Consider the following 17,200-nt stretch of genomic DNA (forward strand, 5'->3'; position numbering starts at 1 on the left):
GACTAGGCATGCAGAGTTAAAAAAGAATCACTGATGCTAAAATAAAAATAACCCGTCAATTCAAGTGATGAAGTGACAGGTCATAAGTTAATAGAATGGTAAAGAAGTTAGGCTATAATGTAAATGTTTTAGAAAGGTTTGGTAAAAGTCGCATTTATGGGTGTACTAAGCCCTTAATAGAAGAATTAAACATCAATTTTGGTGCTTGTAAGCCAGAATTATTCATTCGATAGAGTCAGTATCTTCTGACAGTAAATTAAGATTTCCTGCAATATCCATAATTGCATACCAGTGTTTAGGCTCAAGCGGTATGATTGTCAATTGCTCACAGCCTTTTCTCAGTAATAATGAGTCCTCGAGCGTAGGCAGAAACTTTAGCTCTGACAGTGGTAATATATTGTTAAAAGCTTGATTGAAAGTCACATCCACCATATACCATCGCGGATTCTCTGCGGTGGCTTTCGGGTCGTAATGCCGGTGTTCAGGATGAAATTGAGTAACATCAGGATAGCCAGCTTGACTAATAGTCACGATACCAACAACGCCAGAGGGTTTAGCACTAGAGTGGTAAAAAAACGCATTGTCACCTACTTGCATATCATCACGCATAAAATTGCGGGCTCGGTAGTTACGCACGCCATCCCACATCTCTGTTCCTGCACCTTCTAAGTCTTTTATACTAAAACAGCTTGGATTAGATTTTATAAGCCAATATGCCATGGTTTTTATCCTTTTTATATAGTTGGTTATTTATAATTATTTTATATAATAATGGTGATTCTTAGTTATTTTGCCTATAACTAAGAATTTTTAACATGAGCTTTCGTTGCTGGTTTTGTTATCGATAGAGTTTTCTTGAAGTTAGGCTTTTTTTTACTGTGCTTAGCCGTTATCCTAGCGGTATTTTCTGCTACTGATGGCAGTTACCTATTTATAGATAAGTCCGCTTATGTCAAATATCAAACCTAATCAACTGTCTCAGCAAGCAAAGCCTTTTCATGATGCTCATTCGAATGCAGTAGAAGTGACAGACATTCCATTGGCGTTATACATCCATATCCCGTGGTGTGTCAAAAAATGCCCTTACTGTGATTTTAATTCACATGAGCTACCAGTTGATAGTCAGCTGTCCATGTATGATGAATATGTCGATGCATTATTGCAAGATGCTGCTATGCAGCAGATATTGACCCAAGGACGTGAGATTAGCTCCATATTTATCGGCGGTGGTACGCCGTCGTTGTTGCCCATTGCTCAATACCAGCGCTTGTTTGATGGTTTACGGAAATATTATCAATTTTCTAGCGACATCGAAATCACTATGGAGGCAAATCCAGGCACCCTTGAGCATGCGCCATTTGCTGAGTATTTAGAGGTGGGTATTAATCGCCTATCGATAGGTGTGCAGAGCTTTTCTGCTGAACAATTAACCACGCTTGGACGTATTCATAATCCTACTCAAGCGCTATCTGCAATTAAAGCAGCTCGGAAAGCTGGATTTGAGCGCGTAAACGTGGATTTGATGCATGGACTGCCAGAGCAAACCATGAGCGAGGCGTTAGACGATATTCAAATGGCACACGATGCTGGTGCGACCCATATCTCATGGTATCAGCTGACCATTGAGCCAAATACCGTATTCTATCGCAGTCAGCCAATTTTACCCAATGAGGATCGCTTGGCAGATATAGAAGAATCTGGTCAGATATTATTACAGAATTTAGGCTATTGCAATTATGAGGTATCTGCATGGTCTGGGGCAGCGGATAAGCCTTGTCAACATAACGTCAACTACTGGCAGTTTGGTGACTATTTGGCGATCGGAGCGGGTGCTCATGGAAAAGTCACTATTGGACAAGATATTATCGGACAAGATATTATCGGACAAGATATCGGCAATGAGATGGCGACTGACATATGGAGTATTGATAGCGAAAATACTCAAGCAGGTATCTATCGCTTTAGTAAATCCCGTATGCCAAAAAGTTATATAGAATATGAAGAAGCTCATGTCCAAGATGAGGCATCAATATCAGCGCCAAAAATGGTTGGCTGGCAAGCGATTGATGAAGAGGAGTTGGTTAGTGAGTTTATGCTTAATGCCTTACGTTTGCATGGTGGCGTAGCATGGTCGTTATTTGAAGCACGTACGGGGCTAAGTTATGACAGCATTGCAATACAAGTTGCTACATTAATCGAGCAAGGTTTATTGATAGATCATCCGGAACAGTTGCAACCGACAGAACTTGGTAAAAGGTATCTCAATCAAATATTAAGAGCATTTTTATAGCGAAGTATGCTTGTTAAATGTTCAGAACTTAAGCTTCATAAAAAAGGGCTTATCACATAGATGATAAGCCCTTTAAACAACCTAAATATTTAAAGCTTAGATTTTGTTTTGTACTTCTTGTGCAGTACCACTTACAGCACTACCAGCGCTTGATACGTCTTGGCCTAAACCTTTAAAAGTGTTACAACCAGTTAATACAAACATAGCAGCCAAAGATGCGATAACTAATTTTTTCATGGTATATTCCTCAAAAAAGACAGATACAGATAAGTAGTGTAGTAACAGTGAAACCTGATGTTGATCCTAAGTTGCACTGCAAGATGATAACAGACGATGACAATGTTTTTATATTATCCCTTTGTCCGTTACAGCCATCATAATCAAAGTTAAAATACGTGCCCAGTATCAAAATGTAATTATTGGCAGTAAACTGTAACTTTTAATTACCTTTGCCATATAAGTCAGAAAAATAACCCTTATGCTAATGACGGAGAGAGTATGACCATTCATATCGTGTTGGTAGCGCCAAAAATGCCCAGTAATACGGGCAATATCATTCGTCTGTGTGCCAATAGTGGGGCGCAGCTGCACTTAGTCAAACCATTAGGGTTTGAGCTAGATGATAAAAAATTGCGCCGTGCAGGATTGGATTATCATGAGTATGCCCATCTACAAGTGCACGACAATTGGTCAATGGCAAAGCAAGCACTGCAAGATGCTGACTGTCATACCATTACGGCGTTGACTACCAAGTTAAGTAAGCCTTTTTATGATTATGACTTTGGTGGACAAGAGACTGCAGAGTCGGGCAGTGATTTTTCTGGAAATAATGTGGCCATGGTTTTTGGCTCAGAAACAGCGGGACTGGCAGATGATATACGTGAAGATATTGGCGCTGATAACTGGCTACGATTGCCGATGCTAGCAGATTTACGCAGTTTGAATCTGTCGAACAGCGTGGCAATATGTTTATATGAGGTATGGCGACAACAAGGATTTGGCGGTGATGAAGGTCGTAGTATCGGCTATGAGACACTCACCGTCTACGACCCTAAAGAGTAATTTTTATTATTAAAATTAAAAAAGGCAGATAAAGAAAATGATTTATCTGCCTTTTTTATGGTTATTTATAAGCAATTAGGCGGTTTGGGCAGCCCAGCAAGGCGATTGACATGGCGGGCGACCAAACCAGTATTGAATAGCTGCTGCAGCTTTTGATTACTGATGTCATTATCAGGCAAGGTTTGCTGTAGCCATTTAATCAACGGGCGCGTAGCAGGTGCGTGATTAAATTTTACAAAAAAAGCTCGTACTTGCTGTAACACTGCCAAGCGCTCAGTATCTAAGACGACATCCAAGGTATTAGCTAGCTGCTGTGCAATAACGGGCGTCCAGATAGTGTGGTCACATAAATGCCCATCTTGGTCTAATGCCACATTGATTGAGGTCAGAGAGGATGTAGACGAGTTAGTAGACATACTCATAAGGCAATCGTCACTACTTTATCAAAGCGGCTGTCTTGGGTCATCGCTACCCATTCTGCATCGCTTAAAATACCAGTGAGCTTTGCCGCTAGATTAAGCTTCGCTGCGGTGTTTTCATGCAACTGTGCCACATCGTCGGCAAGCGCGTAAATACCAGCAATGGTTTCTATTTCCATATTCTCGATATCGCCCAAATACGCATTGAACCAATCTATATACGCGACGGTCGTACCCAATAAAAGGATGCTATCGTCCGCCTGCCATGACAACGCCATTTGTTCCGTAGTGCGTCTGAGCGTATCCATACTGCTATGTAATTGATATAAAGTTGCCATACTCGTGTCCGATTGCTTGCTATAGGTTTGAAACAATAAAATTTTATATCAGCTTTGCTATTTATAGCTTTAAGATTAAAAAGTGAGAATTTGCTCAAATACTTGTAAATTTACTTCTTCTGGAATCAAGACTAACTGCGTTGCCAAGTCCGTCGGTAGCATGCCAGCTATCCAGCCACTAAAAACATCGTCAGGTAGCCACGCTGGCGGCATATCATAAAGCTCAAGCGCTTGAATCATACCTTGCAAGCGTGAGTTTGGCTGAATTAAAAATCCAAAGACGGGCGCATCCAAATACAGCTGCACTTCGTGCCCAAAGGTTGCCAAAGTCAAGGCCAGCGCACAGCCTTCATAGCTTGCCATTTCAGTGGGCGTATGCAGCCGAATGAGTAATTTCATGAGGTTTTCCTAATCTTATTTGTCGCTATCTATTAGTATCAAACTGAATTTTTATTTCCATCATCTTTATTAGAATTGTAGTAAGCGACAGTCGCCTTGCATCATCATAGCAAGCTCACTCAGACCTACCAGCTTAAAACCTGTCGCTAGATTTTCTGTCTCTAACTGATGGCGGCTGCTGTTGTCCGTATCACTAATACCGCGACTGAGTGCCGTACTGACGCATACTGGCAGCACAAGATTATATTGTTCTGCCAGTACCTGCCACTCTTGGGTAATATTTGATTGATCGGCTGACTGCCACCTTAAACGATTGGCAGTATGTGCTGCATCTGCATAAAAAAAGATGTTCAATACAGGGTTTTCATGATCCGCGCTATTAGGCGCATTATCGGCTAAAGAGGCGTTTTGTAGATAAGCGCGCGCATAGCGTAATGCCATATATGCAAGTGGATGGCTTGGGTCAGCGGTAATCAAAAGTAGAGGCGTTGAGAGTGTCATAATGGCGGTATCACATAGTATTAATAAGCATTGAATAAATGAGTATTGAAAAAGAACTGAGACCTTGTGTGGCTGTATATTGTATCATCATTCAGTGCTTTTTCATTTTTTGCAAGTATAGTCAATTCTAAATAAAACAGATACGTTATGTTCCAACGTAGTACTGGTATAAATTTTTCTGGCGTGCTGTGCCTACGCCGACAGAGGCTGCGTAAAATTCATCCCAGTCCTACTGTATCGCTTTAATACTGAATTCGCTATATGCTTGCTCTTGGCAGCGCATTACTTTATTTATGTTACTATAAAAGCATGGTGTCTCGCCGATCCATAGTAGTTGTGACCGTCCCGTAAGAAAAAACAATAAACTTATTCGCCCAGTTCACGTAGGCTTATGGCTCTATGCTGCAATGAGGTATCATCATTATGCTATCTACCACCCCCAATGGTAACGGCTATCAGCCCACATCAGAACAGCTACAAGTATTGCAAACTGCTAGTGAGTTTGCTTATCAAATTTGGCAAAGTCGCACGGGCGCCTGCCAGACGTTTTTACGCAGTTATCCTTTAGACACGACCTTAACGCGCCAACAGATTGATGACCTGATACAAGATTATACCTTGGACGAAAACTATCAGCTTGGCCATGAAACCAAAGTGATGAGTGGTTTACGCAATTTGCGTATGCTACTGATGATGCGTTGGGTATGGCAAGACGCGTTGGCAGTGATTGAGCTTGAGCAATTGACCGACGAGTTGTCCGAATTCGCTGATGGTTGTATTTTATTTGCGAAAAACTATACCTATCAGCAGTTGGTGACTCAATATGGTCAGCCTACCTTTATTAATGAGAAAGGCAATGCGCAAGTCGATGATATGGCGATTATGGCAATGGGCAAGCTTGGCGCTCATGAGCTGAATTTATCAAGTGACATTGATCTGATTTTTATCCATCAAGCGCGCGGTGAAACTGATGGGGATAAAACCAAAGGCACACGCAGTATCGACAATAAACGTTTTATGACGCGCCTTGGTCAAGGTATTATTAAGCTGCTCGATAACAATACAGCAGATGGTTTTGTGTTTCGGGTAGATATGCGCCTGCGCCCATGGGGCGATGGTAGTGATTTAGCGATTCATCTATCGGCGTTGCAGAAGTACTTTTCTCAGCATGGGCGGGCATGGGAACGATTTGCTTGGTTAAAAGCCCGTGTGGTTGGACACATAGAGCGACCATTCTATGACGACATTCAAGCACTTATTAAGCCGTTTGTCTTTCGGTATTACGTCGATTATAGTGCTTTTTCGGCATTACGAGAGATGAAGTCTCTGATTCAAAATCAAGTCGCCCAGCGTGAGGATTTGGACAATATCAAACTCGGTGCTGGTGGTATTCGAGATATCGAGTTTATCGTTCAAGCTTTCCAGTTGATTTATGGTGGACGGCATCCGCAGCTACAGGTCAAATCTTGTTTAAAGGCAATGCAGGCGCTGTATGAGCTTAAGTATTTAGAAGAAACCACTTATCAAGAACTGCAGAGTGCTTATCGGTTTTTACGCCGGCTTGAGCACGGTATTCAAGCGATCAATGACCAGCAAACCCAGCGTCTTCCTCATGATGCCCATTGGCAGCACAATCTTGCGCTCACGCTTGGGTTTGAAGACTGGGCTGCATTATTAAATACGCTTAATTATCATCGATATCATGTCAATGTGCCGTTTGAGCGTATGGTTACTGAAAGACAAGTACCGGATCACGATGATGAGCTAGAACCTGCTAACTTGGATGAGCAAGTGGCTCGTTTAAATGACGTGTTGACGGAAGAGAATCATAGCCAATTGCAAAATTTTTGGCAGTCAAAAATGGTTGCCAATTTAAGCGATGAGGCTCGTGAACGCTTGGACGGAGCGTATCCAGTCATTGTGCATGCGCTACTTGCTCATCAAGATCAGCAGCAATTGGCGAATACTGCATTGCCGCGCTTGATTGCCTTGCTTGAAGCGATTTGTCGTCGTTCTATCTACTTAGTCATGATTGCAGAGAATCCAAACGCCACGGTTGAGTTGATTCCGATGCTGTCTGCTAGCCCTTGGATTGCCAAAGAGCTGGCACAGTATCCAGTGTTATTAGATACATTTTTACAGCAACGCTATCGGCATTTACCAGACAAGCTTGAGCTGCGTGATATCTTGCGTCAGCAGTTATTGAGAGTAGAGCCTAATGACGAAGAAAAGCTGCTTAGCGTATTACGATTATTTAAAAAGAATCAAGTATTAGCGGTTGCCGCCAGTGATGTGTTGGCTGAACGTCCAATCATGAAGGTGTCGGATTCTTTAACATACATTGCCGAGGTAGTATTAGAAGCGGCGCTTGAGCGTGCTTTTGCTGAAATTGTGAAACGTTATGGTTATCCTATCGGTCAAGATGGCGATCCGGTCACCGAAGCGGATTGCGGCTTTGCTATTATCGGCTATGGCAAGCTTGGCGGTCTTGAGTTGTCTTATTCATCAGATTTAGATTTGGTGTTTTTGCATAAAATAAAAGAGCAAGGTATGACCACGGGTGAAAATTCGGTCAGTGGCATGAAGTTTGCGGCACGCTTGGCGCAAAAGCTCATGACCTATCTTAATACCCAAACCCGTGATGGTCGTGCTTATGAGGTGGATATGCGCCTGCGTCCCTCCGGCAATGCTGGCATGATGGTGGTGTCTTGTCATGCGTTTGAAACCTATCAGCTTGAGAAAGCTTGGTCATGGGAGCATCAAGCGCTGGTACGGGCGCGTGCAATCTGCGGTGATAAACGCGTCACAGCCCGTTTTTGTGATATTCGCCGTACAGTCTTAGCATTACCGCGCACAATTGAGGAAGTACGTATCGAAGTGACAAGTATGCGTATCAAAATGCAAAAGCATCTGGGTACGAGCCAATGGCAACAGCAAGCGGGTAAGTTTCATCTTAAACAAGATGCAGGCGGTGTCATTGATATCGAGTTTTTGGCACAATTTGCCGTACTGGCCTATTCGCATGAGCATCCAACCTTGACCAAATGGAGCGATAACGTCCGTATCTTTGAAGAGATGGCGACACTAGGTATTTGGGAGAGTGAGATCTGTCAAGATTTGACGGATGCTTATTTGCGCATAAGGGCTGCAACGCATCAATTGGCACTATCCGAGCAGTCATTACTGGTCGATGAGTCGCTTTGGACTGAAACCCGTGCACTCGTGCAGGCGCAGTGGCAGCATTTGATGGGTGTTGAATCGACAGAATCGCGGTATTAAAACGGCTGTGCTGAATGAAAGGACAGTGTTAAGACAGTCTTGGCACTGATATTTAACGCCATATAAATAAAGGCACTGCAGTAATGAACTAAAATAGTTCATTTGCTTGGCGTGCTGGTGATATAATCATTTGCGCATTAAATTTGCACATGATATTCGTGCATTAAAACAGACACTCAGTGTCACTATAAAATTTTAATTAAAACATTTACTTAACACTCAACAAAAAAGTTAGACGTTAGTGCTAGCATAAGGATTATTAGATGAATATGGCAACAAAGGAAGGCAAGCTTTGGATGAATGGCACGATGATTGAACAGCCAGATGCCAAAATTCATGTGCTTACGCACAGCATGCATTATGGTATCGCAGTCTTTGAAGGCGTCCGTGCCTATCAAACTGCTGATAACCGTACCGCGATTTTCCGCTTAAAAGAACATACTGAGCGTCTGCTAGGTTCGGCAAAGATTTTCCAAATGGATGTGCCTTTTGATGCAGCAACACTTGAGCAAGCACACAAAGATGTGGTCAAGCAGAACAATCTAGCAGAAGCTTATATTCGCCCGCTAATTTGGTTCGGTGCCGAAAAACTGGGTCTGTCATCACGTGATAATAGCGTTAATGCCATGGTAGCTGCTTGGCATTGGGGCGCGTACCTTGGTGAAGAAGGTATCAAAAACGGTATTCGTGTAAAAACGTCATCATATACCCATCATTTGCCAAACGTGACCATGTGTAAAGCAAAAGCCTCAAGCAACTACCCAGTATCTATCATGGCAAACCAAGAAGTGACCCGTAACGGCTATGACGAAGCCATCTTGATGGATCCACAAGGCTATGTCTGCCAAGGCGCTGGCGAGAACTTATTTTTAGTTAAAGATGGTGTATTGCATACCCCTGATTTAGCAGGCGGGGCACTTGACGGTATCACGCGTCGAACTATTGTCCAATTCGCTGAAGATTTGGGCATTAAAGTTGTTGAGCGCCGTATCACTCGTGATGAGTTTTACTTAGCGGATGAAATATTTATGACTGGTACCGCTGCTGAAGTCACGCCTATTCGTGAATACGATGATCGTACTATCGGTAATGGTGGTCGCGGACCCTTGACTGAAAAGCTGCAAACCTTGTACTTTGATGTGGTTCATGGTCGTAATGAGCAGTATATGGATTGGTTAAGTTTTATTGACTGATTGTGTTACTTTATTTTTTTAAGAAAGCTGGACGTCACTGTCCAGCTTTTTTATGATTAAATGATTCTTTTTAAGTAGAGCTATTAAATAACTATATTCATAAATAGTCTACAATAACTGCTTTTTGAAGTATTTTACTAATCTGGTTTGAATGCACATTATATCGAGGTAGCTGTGAAAATCCTTCATGTTCTGCTTACTAGGATGCCTATACCGCCTTTAAAATATGGAGGCACTGAACGTGTTGTTTGGGCATTATATAAAGGGCAAAAAGAGTTGGGGCATGACGTTAAGTTTATGACCAAGCATCAGAACCAGCATCCTGATTCAATTTTATACAATCCTGCTCAGGGAATTGAAGATCAAGTAGAAGGCTGGGCCGATGTTATTCATTTCCATTTCTTATTTCAAGGGACATTAAAAACCCCTTTTGTTTGTACAACGCATAACCAACAGATTACCCCTGCTATATTTCCTAAAAATACTATATTTCTGGGGAAATTACATGCCGAACGTAGTGGGGGAGAAGCGTATGTTTATAATGGCTTATACTGGGAGGATTATGAGCAACCTAATATAAAGCAGCCAGAAAACTATGTACATTTTTTAGCGAATGCAAAATATAAAGACAAAAATTTAAAAGACAGTGTGGATATTGCAAGACAAGCAAATAAAAAATTGCATGTTATTGGTAGTAAACGTTACTGCTTAAAATGGCGTAAAGACGGCAAATATCAACCTTATATTTATCCGGGTAATGATCTTAAGTTTTATGGCATGATTGGCGGTGACAAGAAGAATAAGGTTATTCGCAACTCGCAAGCGTTGATTTTTCCTGTACTAACAAATGAGGCTTTTGGCTTAGCTATGATTGAAAGCCTATATTTAGGCTGCCCTGTTATTGGTAGTCGATGTGGTTCTCTGCCAGAGCTCATCAATCAAGATGTCGGTGTTAGTACCGATAGTAAAAGTGTGATGATAGATACTCTAAGAAATATTGGACAATTTAGTCGTCAGCGCTGTCATGATTATGCACGAGACACATTCAATCACCTTGTGATGAGTAAGAACTACTTATATTTTTATGAAAAAGTCTTAAATGGTCATGCTTTACATGAGACAGCACCTGAGGTGACTCAAAATCTCCCATATGATTTTGTCTTAAAAGATTAAAAGATTAAAAGGTTAAATGATGAAAATATTACATGTACTTTTGACTCAGTTAAGTATTCCACCCAAAGATTATGGTGGTACTGAACGAGTGTTATGGGGATTGTATCAAGGACAAAAATCACTAGGGCATGAAGTCAGGTTTTTAACCAAGCACAAAAGCTCACATAAAGATGCGGTCTATTTTGATGAGCAACTGCCTTTAGAAAAGCAAATAGAAGGGTGGGCAGATATCATTCACTTTCATTTTCGCTATGATAATGATATCGATACTCCATTTGTGTGTACTGAACACAGTAACAGCGAGATTGAACAAGAATACCCTGTCAATACGATCTATTTATCAAAGAAGCATGCGGAAAACTATAATGCCAATTGCTATGTGCATAATGGTTTGTATTGGAATGATTATGGCGAGCCAGACTTTAATCCTAAAAACTATGTCCATTTTTTAGCAAAAGCTTCTTGGCGAATTAAGAACCTGCAAGGAACTGTGAAAATAGCGCAGCAAGCGGATATTCCGCTACATGTATTAGGCGGCGATCGTTTTAACATCCGTCGGAACCCTTATTTTTATACGTCCTCAAAACTGACCTTCCATGGAATGGTCGGTGGTGAGCAAAAAAATCAGTTACTCCGTCACTCCAAAGGATTGCTCTTTCCCGTGTTATGGCATGAGCCTTTTGGATTGGCAGTCATTGAAAGCCTATATCTGGGTTGTCCTGTGCTGGCAACACCTTTTGGGTCTCTACCAGATATCATCACGCAAGAGGATGTTGGTGTTTTATCTGACAGTTATGCCGAGCTTGTTGAGGCGACTAAAAATATTGATAGATTTGATAGACGTGCTTGTCATCATCATGCGCAGACGTATTTTAGTCATGTTGCCATGGCAAAAGGCTATATGGAATGCTATGAAAAAGTGCTTGCAGGCGAAGTACTTAATGCAACTAAACCAAGAGCCAAAGCAAATATTAAAGAAAGATTAAAAATGAGAGACTGATTTAGTGAATTAGTCGAAAGGGACGATAGTGTAAAACATACGTTTACCGATACTACGTTTAATCTTTTTGAAAAAATGATTTAATTCTCTTGGGTTTTTAAGCATATTGCTATTATGTGCTGAACGAGCTTTGCTTATATCACTTTCCAAAGTGGGGTTCTCTGGCTCTAAAATAGTCGATTGTATGCTTAAGGCAGTGGATAATTGATAAACACATGTAATGTTTAATAATTTACCAAATATCAGGTGATCTATTGCTATGTAGTCGTTTGCACTTAATGATCTAACATGCTGAAGCAGGGTAATAGCTGCTTTTTTTGAGATTATATAAGCAGCTGTTCCAGTATGAGAGCTTCTTAAGCGAGAGACACACCGATCCTTATAGCTAATCGATGCTTTATCAAGATGAATTTTTTCAAATACTATTTCTAATTTGATAATATCCATGTCAATTAAGTTATCTAATATCCATTGATTATCAGTGAGAAAATTATTAGCATTTTCTCCTAAGTATATATCGTCCTCAAATATTGACATATATTCGAGATTGTCGTCTATTATTTTTTGCCATAAGCAAACATGGCTCAAAAAACAAGCTTTTTCTATAGGTGATAAACGCTCACTTTCTGCCAAGCGTAAACCTAATGCTTTAGACACTTCCGTCAATTGAGAGACTGTTATCGCATCATAGAATTCAAAAGGGATGTTTTGCTTTGTAAATTCTTGAATGATGTGCTGACGACGATCAGTCGCGGTTGTTAGGCTGATGACATGGTTCTGCATTCAATCTTTTCCTTGGTTAAGCTGCCAAAGCATTATATATTTATCCATTGTGTAGCCTAATGAGGCGAAAGCCAAAATATAGCCATAAGCCCCGCCTAATATGTCAGCACGCATGACGTATTCACGAAAGAAAGAAAACCAAGAACGTAATAACATGCCTAAAAGCGTTACCTTTTTACCTTTATGATGTTTTTCTCTTGCCCAATCATGACTGTAGCGCACATTTTTCATCAAAAAATGGTGTAAATTATCATTGGTAATATGCAATAGATAACCTTTCAATACCTCACTTGGAACGCCTTTTTGATCTAACGATTCATGAACGTCTAAATTAGAGTATTTAAATAAGCTATTGGCATATAATCGTGCCAGTTTATCCGTATACCATATTCGTTTCTGTACTTCGACGCCGCAAAACTGATTGACTCGAGCCACACTAAATACTCTATCAGTCTGTAGCGGCTCATTTAATAACCTAGCAATAGAGTGTCTTAAATTATTCTCTAGGCGTTCGTCTGCATCTAGTACTAAGACATAATCACAAGTAGCATAAGATTGTGCCAACTGTCGCTGTTTGCCGAAGCCTTGCCACTGCTCATTGACGTACCATTTAGCACCATACTGTAGGGCAATGGCTTTAGTGTCATCTGTGCTACCAGAATCCAAAATAATGATTTCATCTACAATATCTTGTACTGTTTTTAAACATGCTTGTAAATGCTTGCCTTCATTTTTTACAATCATTACTAAAGACAAGCTGCTTTGTTTTTTCGATACGTCTACTGGCTGTAAGTTTTCAGCTATTTCCAACGATTTTATAAATGCTTGCTCTGTTTTATTGTATGTTAGGTCATATAAAATAGCGTATTTATTAAAGGTATACTGCATAAATAGCAGCGAATATATGAGTCCGTATTTGCCTTTTAAGAAGCGTCCATCTATTAGGTACTGCTTAATAAATGCCCAAATTGGATTGAAAATAACTTTATAAAAGCTAATTTTTCTACCTTTTTTATGGCGATCCTCAGCCCACGCCTTAGCATAATCTAAACGTTTTTGTAGCCAAAATAGTGGCGTTTCGGCTGTATGATGGCGCATAAACCCATCTAATGTCTTGGTAATAGCATTATGTAGGACGACAGATTCATGGACTAGATTTTCATTATAATAAAAGTGACAGGGATATAAACGCCAGTGTGCTTTTATTGCCCAATAGCTAGGGTCAATTTCGTGCCCAAAAATACAATCAATACGCTTAATACCATAGACTGTATTATCAGGTTTTTGTGTGATGATCTTTAGTATACTTTCTTTAAGCTGAGGAGTAACTTCTTCATCAGCATCTAATGCAAAAATCCAATCACCGGTCGCATATGACTGTGCCAATTGACGTTGTTTGCCAAATCCTTGCCAATCTGTATTGACATACCATGTTCCGCCATATTGCTCTACGAGCTGACGGCTATTATCGGTGCTGCCTGAGTCTAATACGATGATTTCATCAGCCAATCCTTGCAGAGAAGGTAAAGTAATAGCAAGGTTTTTGGCTTCATTTTTAACTATCATTACTACTGATAAGCGGTATGACCTAATATTTTTTACATGATTCACATCATATGCTCCTGTAGATAGTGATTTAGATTTGCATCAAAATAAGGGCTAATACCCTAAAAAATGGTAGCCTACAGTTTAATTAGACAATAACAAATGTATTAGCGAATGAATAAAAAAATGTTTTAATAGATGCTTGTTCGTAATATAAAAATAGAGGAGACTAGCATACAAAGGTAGAGCGCTGCAATATTAAACAATTATTTTACGGCTATTTATTATACCAAGATAGGCATCACAAGTATGAAAGACGGGTTACTATGATAACTAGCAATAAACCAACTATTTTACTAATATTAAAAGCGTTAGAAGGGCGCGGTGCAGAACGTATGGTCACGACATTGGCGCGTGCCTATATAGATATGGATTATGATGTCCATGTGCTTTGCCTAGAAGATACGACAGATATGTGCTTAGATTCTCGCGTGCATTACCACATCGTCCCTTATAATCAGCCGCTTTTTAATATAGAAACTGAGCAAGCCCCCGCTTATAAACAGGTTGCAGCGCGCATTGATGAATATGTACTAAAAAATATCGGAACACCTAAATTAATCTTGGCCAATATTTACAAGGTTAATTGGATTATGGCATATAGTAAGCTACCAAATATAGTGAACGTATTGCACACCGCAGTGTCCAAACAGTTTCAAGAAAAGCTAACAACCATACCTGCTCAAACCATAAGTCATTTAAAAGTGGTTTATGGTGCTCATCCGTGTAGTTGTGTCAGTGGAGGCGCATGCCAAGATTTATTGGCATTAATAGGTAACTTAAACAGAACCACGACAATTTATAACCCATGCGATGTCAGTCAAATTCAGCAATTGGCCAGTGAACATTTTCATATTGAAGAGTTTGGCTTGACTGATAAAGGTTATATTATTCATGTCGCTTCGTTTGACGCTATGAAAGGTCATCGTGATTTACTGCACGCCTATGCCAAAACAGAGCGTAGGCTACCATTGGTTTTGGTAGGTAAAGGTCGACTTGAAGATGAAATAAAACAATTAGCGATTGAGTTAAAAATTGAGGATAAAGTATATTTTTTAGGCTTTCATGCCAATCCTTATCCGTTGATTGCGGGAGCCGCACTGCTCGTCATGACTTCTAAGTACGAGGGCTTTGGTTATGTTATCGTCGAAGCGCAAGCCTTAAATGTACCTGTTATTAGTACGGATTGCCCCTTTGGTCCAAGAGAGCTGTTACCACAGAAAAACTTAGTTGCTATTGATGATATCGAAGGGTTGGCAGCGCTAATAAGTCAGGCATTAGATAATGCGAATCAATTTATAACGCCGTTAAATCAGTAGCTATTACCAAAACATATTGCACAGCAGTATTTAGATTTTTCGCTATCAATAGTAAATGATATTAACTAAAGTCGAAAAGTGATTTAGAGATAGGAGAGTGATTGGTAACACGCACGCCATATTGTTGATAGGTTTTGGCTAATAAATTAAATGACGGTACAATAGTATTGCTGATGACATTATTTAGCGTCGTGGGCGCGCTACGCTCTCTATCTTCATAAAACCGCGGCTCGTTACTATTAAGTAGATCAACACCATATAAATGCAGTGCGTTTGCACCACGGGAGAAAGCCAGCTGCGTTGCTACATAAGCCACTGTTCCAGCTTCTACAAAGCCGTAAGTGATGTCTAAGGACAACCCGATAGGTGATGGCTGATGATAGCTATCGATAACAAATTTAGCATGCTTAGCAAATGCTGATAGTGGCGTTTTTCTATTGAGCGCTTGGTATCGTGACTCCTTACCTAACAGCAAAAGACTAAATTCTGAATCATTTCCTTTAACACCCCACGGTCTGTCAACAAGATAGATAATACGCATCTTATGATGATATTTTTTTATGATTTCAGGATGGGCACTGACCAATGCTTCTAATACTGCCAAGGTGGCATATAAGGGCTGACCGGTGTAGTATTTGTTTAATATATCGGGCTGATGGAGGATAAAACGTGCATCACTAATGACATAACCGACGACTTTGTTAAAGCTATACTGAGCGGTGAGACTAATACTACCATTAATAAAAATCGTGGCTGTATCTAGTAAAGGTATAAAATTTACCTCAGCAATAGAGGGACCTGAAGCAATGATATTGACAGCTTGTCGGTCAAGGTTTTGTTGGGTTTCTTTTGCGTTAAATGCGTAAATAGGGAAAGGCTGATTACCAACATCAAACTCAATCATAGGAGGCAATCCCAATGTCAACTCCAGATATTTTAAAGTAATGTTGGTTTGATGATTAAATTATATCCAATATTCTTTGAGCCAAGGGCTCGGCTTCACATGACGATACCATTTACCGCTGCCGCCATTGATGGCATCCGGTGGATTAATCTCACCATGGAAAATAACGATTTTAGCATCATTTGGCAGAGTAGGTGCCCGTACTAGATTAAACGGAATGGGCGCAATACATTGGTATTTAAAGCTGACACACCAATCTTTGTCCCAATACTCTAAATGATGATGCTCACGTAAATAATTGGACAGATATGCTTGCTCATGACGAACTTGAGTACGAATAGTTTCAAAATTACGTTCAAAATTTGCGAGCAAATCAGGATACGTATTCATACCGATATTGAAGCGGTATACCGAGCTATTGCCAATCATACGCCACGGTTTTTTCCAGTCACGAATGATGACGACGCTATCTTCATGCTCAGCTTCATAAGTGAAAAAGCCGTCAATATTATCAACGATAACGATATCGATATCTAAAAATAATGCAACGCCTTTTAAATCGTAAAGCTCGGGCTTAAACGTAGTCAGTTTTTTCCAACCACGCTCAGGTCCTGCAGGTAGATTGAGCTCAGGGATAGGGTGGCAGATAACAGCAGGATCGATACCAGTACTGTCATCGGTTAAGCAAACCATCTGAAAATCTAAAGTTAGGTTACGATGCACCATGTTATAAAGACGGTTAACATATTCAGCACCATATTTATCACCCCATTTCATACAAATGATATAACGCTGATCAGAGTTTTTACTGTCCGTTGGCGTTTGATTGGTTGGTAAATTTTGATTCATGTCAGTTGCCATAGTGCACTCATATTTATATAAATAAGGGGCTAACTTTTAAAAAATTGATAAAGAGTAATAGAATTGAGAGTCTA

17 protein-coding genes are annotated in these 17,200 nt (G+C 40.3%); 7 read left to right on the forward strand and 10 right to left on the reverse strand.

Annotated features, from left to right (window positions below):
- Positions 1-222 precede the first annotated feature (222 nt).
- A complete protein-coding gene (locus VLA57_RS09785) occupies positions 223-720 on the reverse strand; it encodes an EVE domain-containing protein (protein ID WP_133104233.1) in 498 nt (165 codons plus the stop codon).
- 229 nt (positions 721-949) lie between these two features.
- Between VLA57_RS09785 and hemW the strand changes: the two genes are divergently transcribed.
- The gene (gene hemW / locus VLA57_RS09790; RefSeq protein ID WP_133104234.1) at positions 950-2,290 is read left to right on the forward strand and encodes a radical SAM family heme chaperone HemW; all 1,341 of its coding nucleotides are present in this window, start codon (positions 950-952) and stop codon (positions 2,288-2,290) included.
- A 96-nt stretch (positions 2,291-2,386) separates the two neighbouring features.
- Here the strand turns inward: hemW and VLA57_RS09795 are convergent, their stop codons facing one another.
- Complete coding sequence (locus VLA57_RS09795; protein WP_011280495.1) at positions 2,387-2,527, reverse strand: entericidin A/B family lipoprotein; 141 nt, start codon at positions 2,525-2,527, stop codon at positions 2,387-2,389.
- Between the two features lie 261 nt (positions 2,528-2,788).
- Between VLA57_RS09795 and VLA57_RS09800 the strand changes: the two genes are divergently transcribed.
- The gene (locus tag VLA57_RS09800) at positions 2,789-3,352 is read left to right on the forward strand and encodes a tRNA (cytidine(34)-2'-O)-methyltransferase (protein WP_133104235.1); all 564 of its coding nucleotides are present in this window, start codon (positions 2,789-2,791) and stop codon (positions 3,350-3,352) included.
- A gap of 65 nt (positions 3,353-3,417) precedes the next feature.
- Here VLA57_RS09800 and VLA57_RS09805 read toward each other — a convergent pair whose 3' ends face one another.
- The 4 genes from VLA57_RS09805 to tusD all read right to left on the reverse strand — a co-directional run bounded on the left by VLA57_RS09805 (position 3,418) and on the right by tusD (position 5,009).
- Positions 3,418-3,774, reverse strand: coding sequence for a TusE/DsrC/DsvC family sulfur relay protein (locus VLA57_RS09805; RefSeq protein WP_133104236.1), 357 nt, complete (start codon positions 3,772-3,774; stop codon positions 3,418-3,420).
- Positions 3,771-4,109 carry a hypothetical protein gene (locus VLA57_RS09810; protein ID WP_133104237.1) on the reverse strand — a complete coding sequence of 113 codons (339 nt, stop codon included), beginning with the start codon at positions 4,107-4,109 and terminating at the stop codon, positions 3,771-3,773. Before VLA57_RS09810 ends, VLA57_RS09805 begins: the two co-directional genes overlap by 4 nt.
- Positions 4,110-4,184: 75 nt before the next feature.
- Positions 4,185-4,508, reverse strand: coding sequence for a hypothetical protein (locus tag VLA57_RS09815; protein ID WP_133104238.1), 324 nt, complete (start codon positions 4,506-4,508; stop codon positions 4,185-4,187).
- 69 nt (positions 4,509-4,577) lie between these two features.
- Positions 4,578-5,009 (reverse strand): sulfurtransferase complex subunit TusD, encoded by a 432-nt coding sequence (tusD, locus tag VLA57_RS09820; RefSeq protein WP_133104239.1) that lies wholly within the window; start codon positions 5,007-5,009, stop codon positions 4,578-4,580.
- 423 nt (positions 5,010-5,432) lie between these two features.
- Here tusD and glnE point away from each other — a divergent pair, with 423 nt between their 5' ends.
- The 4 genes from glnE (at position 5,433) to VLA57_RS09840 (ending at position 11,654) form a co-directional block, all read left to right on the forward strand.
- On the forward strand, positions 5,433-8,288 hold the full coding sequence (gene glnE, locus VLA57_RS09825; RefSeq protein WP_133104240.1) for a bifunctional [glutamate--ammonia ligase]-adenylyl-L-tyrosine phosphorylase/[glutamate--ammonia-ligase] adenylyltransferase: 2,856 nt from the start codon (positions 5,433-5,435) through the stop codon (positions 8,286-8,288).
- A gap of 263 nt (positions 8,289-8,551) precedes the next feature.
- A complete protein-coding gene (locus VLA57_RS09830) occupies positions 8,552-9,481 on the forward strand; it encodes a branched-chain amino acid transaminase (RefSeq protein ID WP_011513510.1) in 930 nt (309 codons plus the stop codon).
- A 174-nt stretch (positions 9,482-9,655) separates the two neighbouring features.
- Positions 9,656-10,654, forward strand: coding sequence for a glycosyltransferase family 4 protein (locus VLA57_RS09835; RefSeq protein WP_333954858.1), 999 nt, complete (start codon positions 9,656-9,658; stop codon positions 10,652-10,654).
- A gap of 19 nt (positions 10,655-10,673) precedes the next feature.
- Entirely contained in the window at positions 10,674-11,654 is a 981-nt protein-coding gene (locus tag VLA57_RS09840) for a glycosyltransferase family 4 protein (protein ID WP_020443378.1), read from the forward strand.
- Positions 11,655-11,663: 9 nt separating this feature from the next.
- Here VLA57_RS09840 and VLA57_RS09845 read toward each other — a convergent pair whose 3' ends face one another.
- Together VLA57_RS09845 and VLA57_RS09850 are read right to left on the reverse strand one after the other, a co-directional pair.
- A complete protein-coding gene (locus tag VLA57_RS09845) occupies positions 11,664-12,437 on the reverse strand; it encodes a glycosyltransferase family 25 protein (RefSeq protein WP_133104241.1) in 774 nt (257 codons plus the stop codon).
- Entirely contained in the window at positions 12,438-14,003 is a 1,566-nt protein-coding gene (locus VLA57_RS09850; RefSeq protein ID WP_133104242.1) for a glycosyltransferase family 2 protein, read from the reverse strand.
- Positions 14,004-14,308: 305 nt separating this feature from the next.
- Between VLA57_RS09850 and VLA57_RS09855 the strand changes: the two genes are divergently transcribed.
- Entirely contained in the window at positions 14,309-15,361 is a 1,053-nt protein-coding gene (locus VLA57_RS09855) for a glycosyltransferase (RefSeq protein ID WP_333954860.1), read from the forward strand.
- Between the two features lie 61 nt (positions 15,362-15,422).
- Here the strand turns inward: VLA57_RS09855 and VLA57_RS09860 are convergent, their stop codons facing one another.
- Both VLA57_RS09860 and VLA57_RS09865 read right to left on the reverse strand, forming a co-directional pair.
- Complete coding sequence (locus VLA57_RS09860) at positions 15,423-16,265, reverse strand: hypothetical protein (RefSeq protein WP_133104243.1); 843 nt, start codon at positions 16,263-16,265, stop codon at positions 15,423-15,425.
- A 60-nt stretch (positions 16,266-16,325) separates the two neighbouring features.
- Positions 16,326-17,126 carry a glycosyltransferase gene (locus VLA57_RS09865; protein WP_133104244.1) on the reverse strand — a complete coding sequence of 267 codons (801 nt, stop codon included), beginning with the start codon at positions 17,124-17,126 and terminating at the stop codon, positions 16,326-16,328.
- Positions 17,127-17,200 lie beyond the last annotated feature (74 nt).

Origin of the sequence: Psychrobacter sp. S4(2024), from assembly GCF_036861305.1 — a bacterium.
GTDB lineage: Bacteria > Pseudomonadota > Gammaproteobacteria > Pseudomonadales > Moraxellaceae > Psychrobacter > Psychrobacter cryohalolentis.

Bases quoted from the DNA above. Each gene is read 5' to 3' on its own strand.
- VLA57_RS09855 (WP_333954860.1), top strand. From the start codon at position 14,309: ATGATAACTAGCAATAAACCAACTATTTTACTAATATTAAAAGCGTTA.
- VLA57_RS09800 (WP_133104235.1), top strand. From the start codon at position 2,789: ATGACCATTCATATCGTGTTGGTAGCGCCAAAAATGCCCAGTAATACG.
- VLA57_RS09810 (WP_133104237.1), bottom strand. From the start codon at position 4,109: ATGGCAACTTTATATCAATTACATAGCAGTATGGATACGCTCAGACGC.
- VLA57_RS09860 (WP_133104243.1), bottom strand. From the start codon at position 16,265: ATGATTGAGTTTGATGTTGGTAATCAGCCTTTCCCTATTTACGCATTT.
- VLA57_RS09840 (WP_020443378.1), top strand. From the start codon at position 10,674: ATGAAAATATTACATGTACTTTTGACTCAGTTAAGTATTCCACCCAAA.
- VLA57_RS09805 (WP_133104236.1), bottom strand. From the start codon at position 3,774: ATGAGTATGTCTACTAACTCGTCTACATCCTCTCTGACCTCAATCAAT.
- hemW (WP_133104234.1), top strand. From the start codon at position 950: ATGTCAAATATCAAACCTAATCAACTGTCTCAGCAAGCAAAGCCTTTT.
- VLA57_RS09865 (WP_133104244.1), bottom strand. From the start codon at position 17,126: ATGGCAACTGACATGAATCAAAATTTACCAACCAATCAAACGCCAACG.
- VLA57_RS09795 (WP_011280495.1), bottom strand. From the start codon at position 2,527: ATGAAAAAATTAGTTATCGCATCTTTGGCTGCTATGTTTGTATTAACT.
- VLA57_RS09815 (WP_133104238.1), bottom strand. From the start codon at position 4,508: ATGAAATTACTCATTCGGCTGCATACGCCCACTGAAATGGCAAGCTAT.
- tusD (WP_133104239.1), bottom strand. From the start codon at position 5,009: ATGACACTCTCAACGCCTCTACTTTTGATTACCGCTGACCCAAGCCAT.
- VLA57_RS09785 (WP_133104233.1), bottom strand. From the start codon at position 720: ATGGCATATTGGCTTATAAAATCTAATCCAAGCTGTTTTAGTATAAAA.
- VLA57_RS09845 (WP_133104241.1), bottom strand. From the start codon at position 12,437: ATGCAGAACCATGTCATCAGCCTAACAACCGCGACTGATCGTCGTCAG.
- VLA57_RS09830 (WP_011513510.1), top strand. From the start codon at position 8,552: ATGAATATGGCAACAAAGGAAGGCAAGCTTTGGATGAATGGCACGATG.
- VLA57_RS09850 (WP_133104242.1), bottom strand. From the start codon at position 14,003: ATGATAGTTAAAAATGAAGCCAAAAACCTTGCTATTACTTTACCTTCT.
- glnE (WP_133104240.1), top strand. From the start codon at position 5,433: ATGCTATCTACCACCCCCAATGGTAACGGCTATCAGCCCACATCAGAA.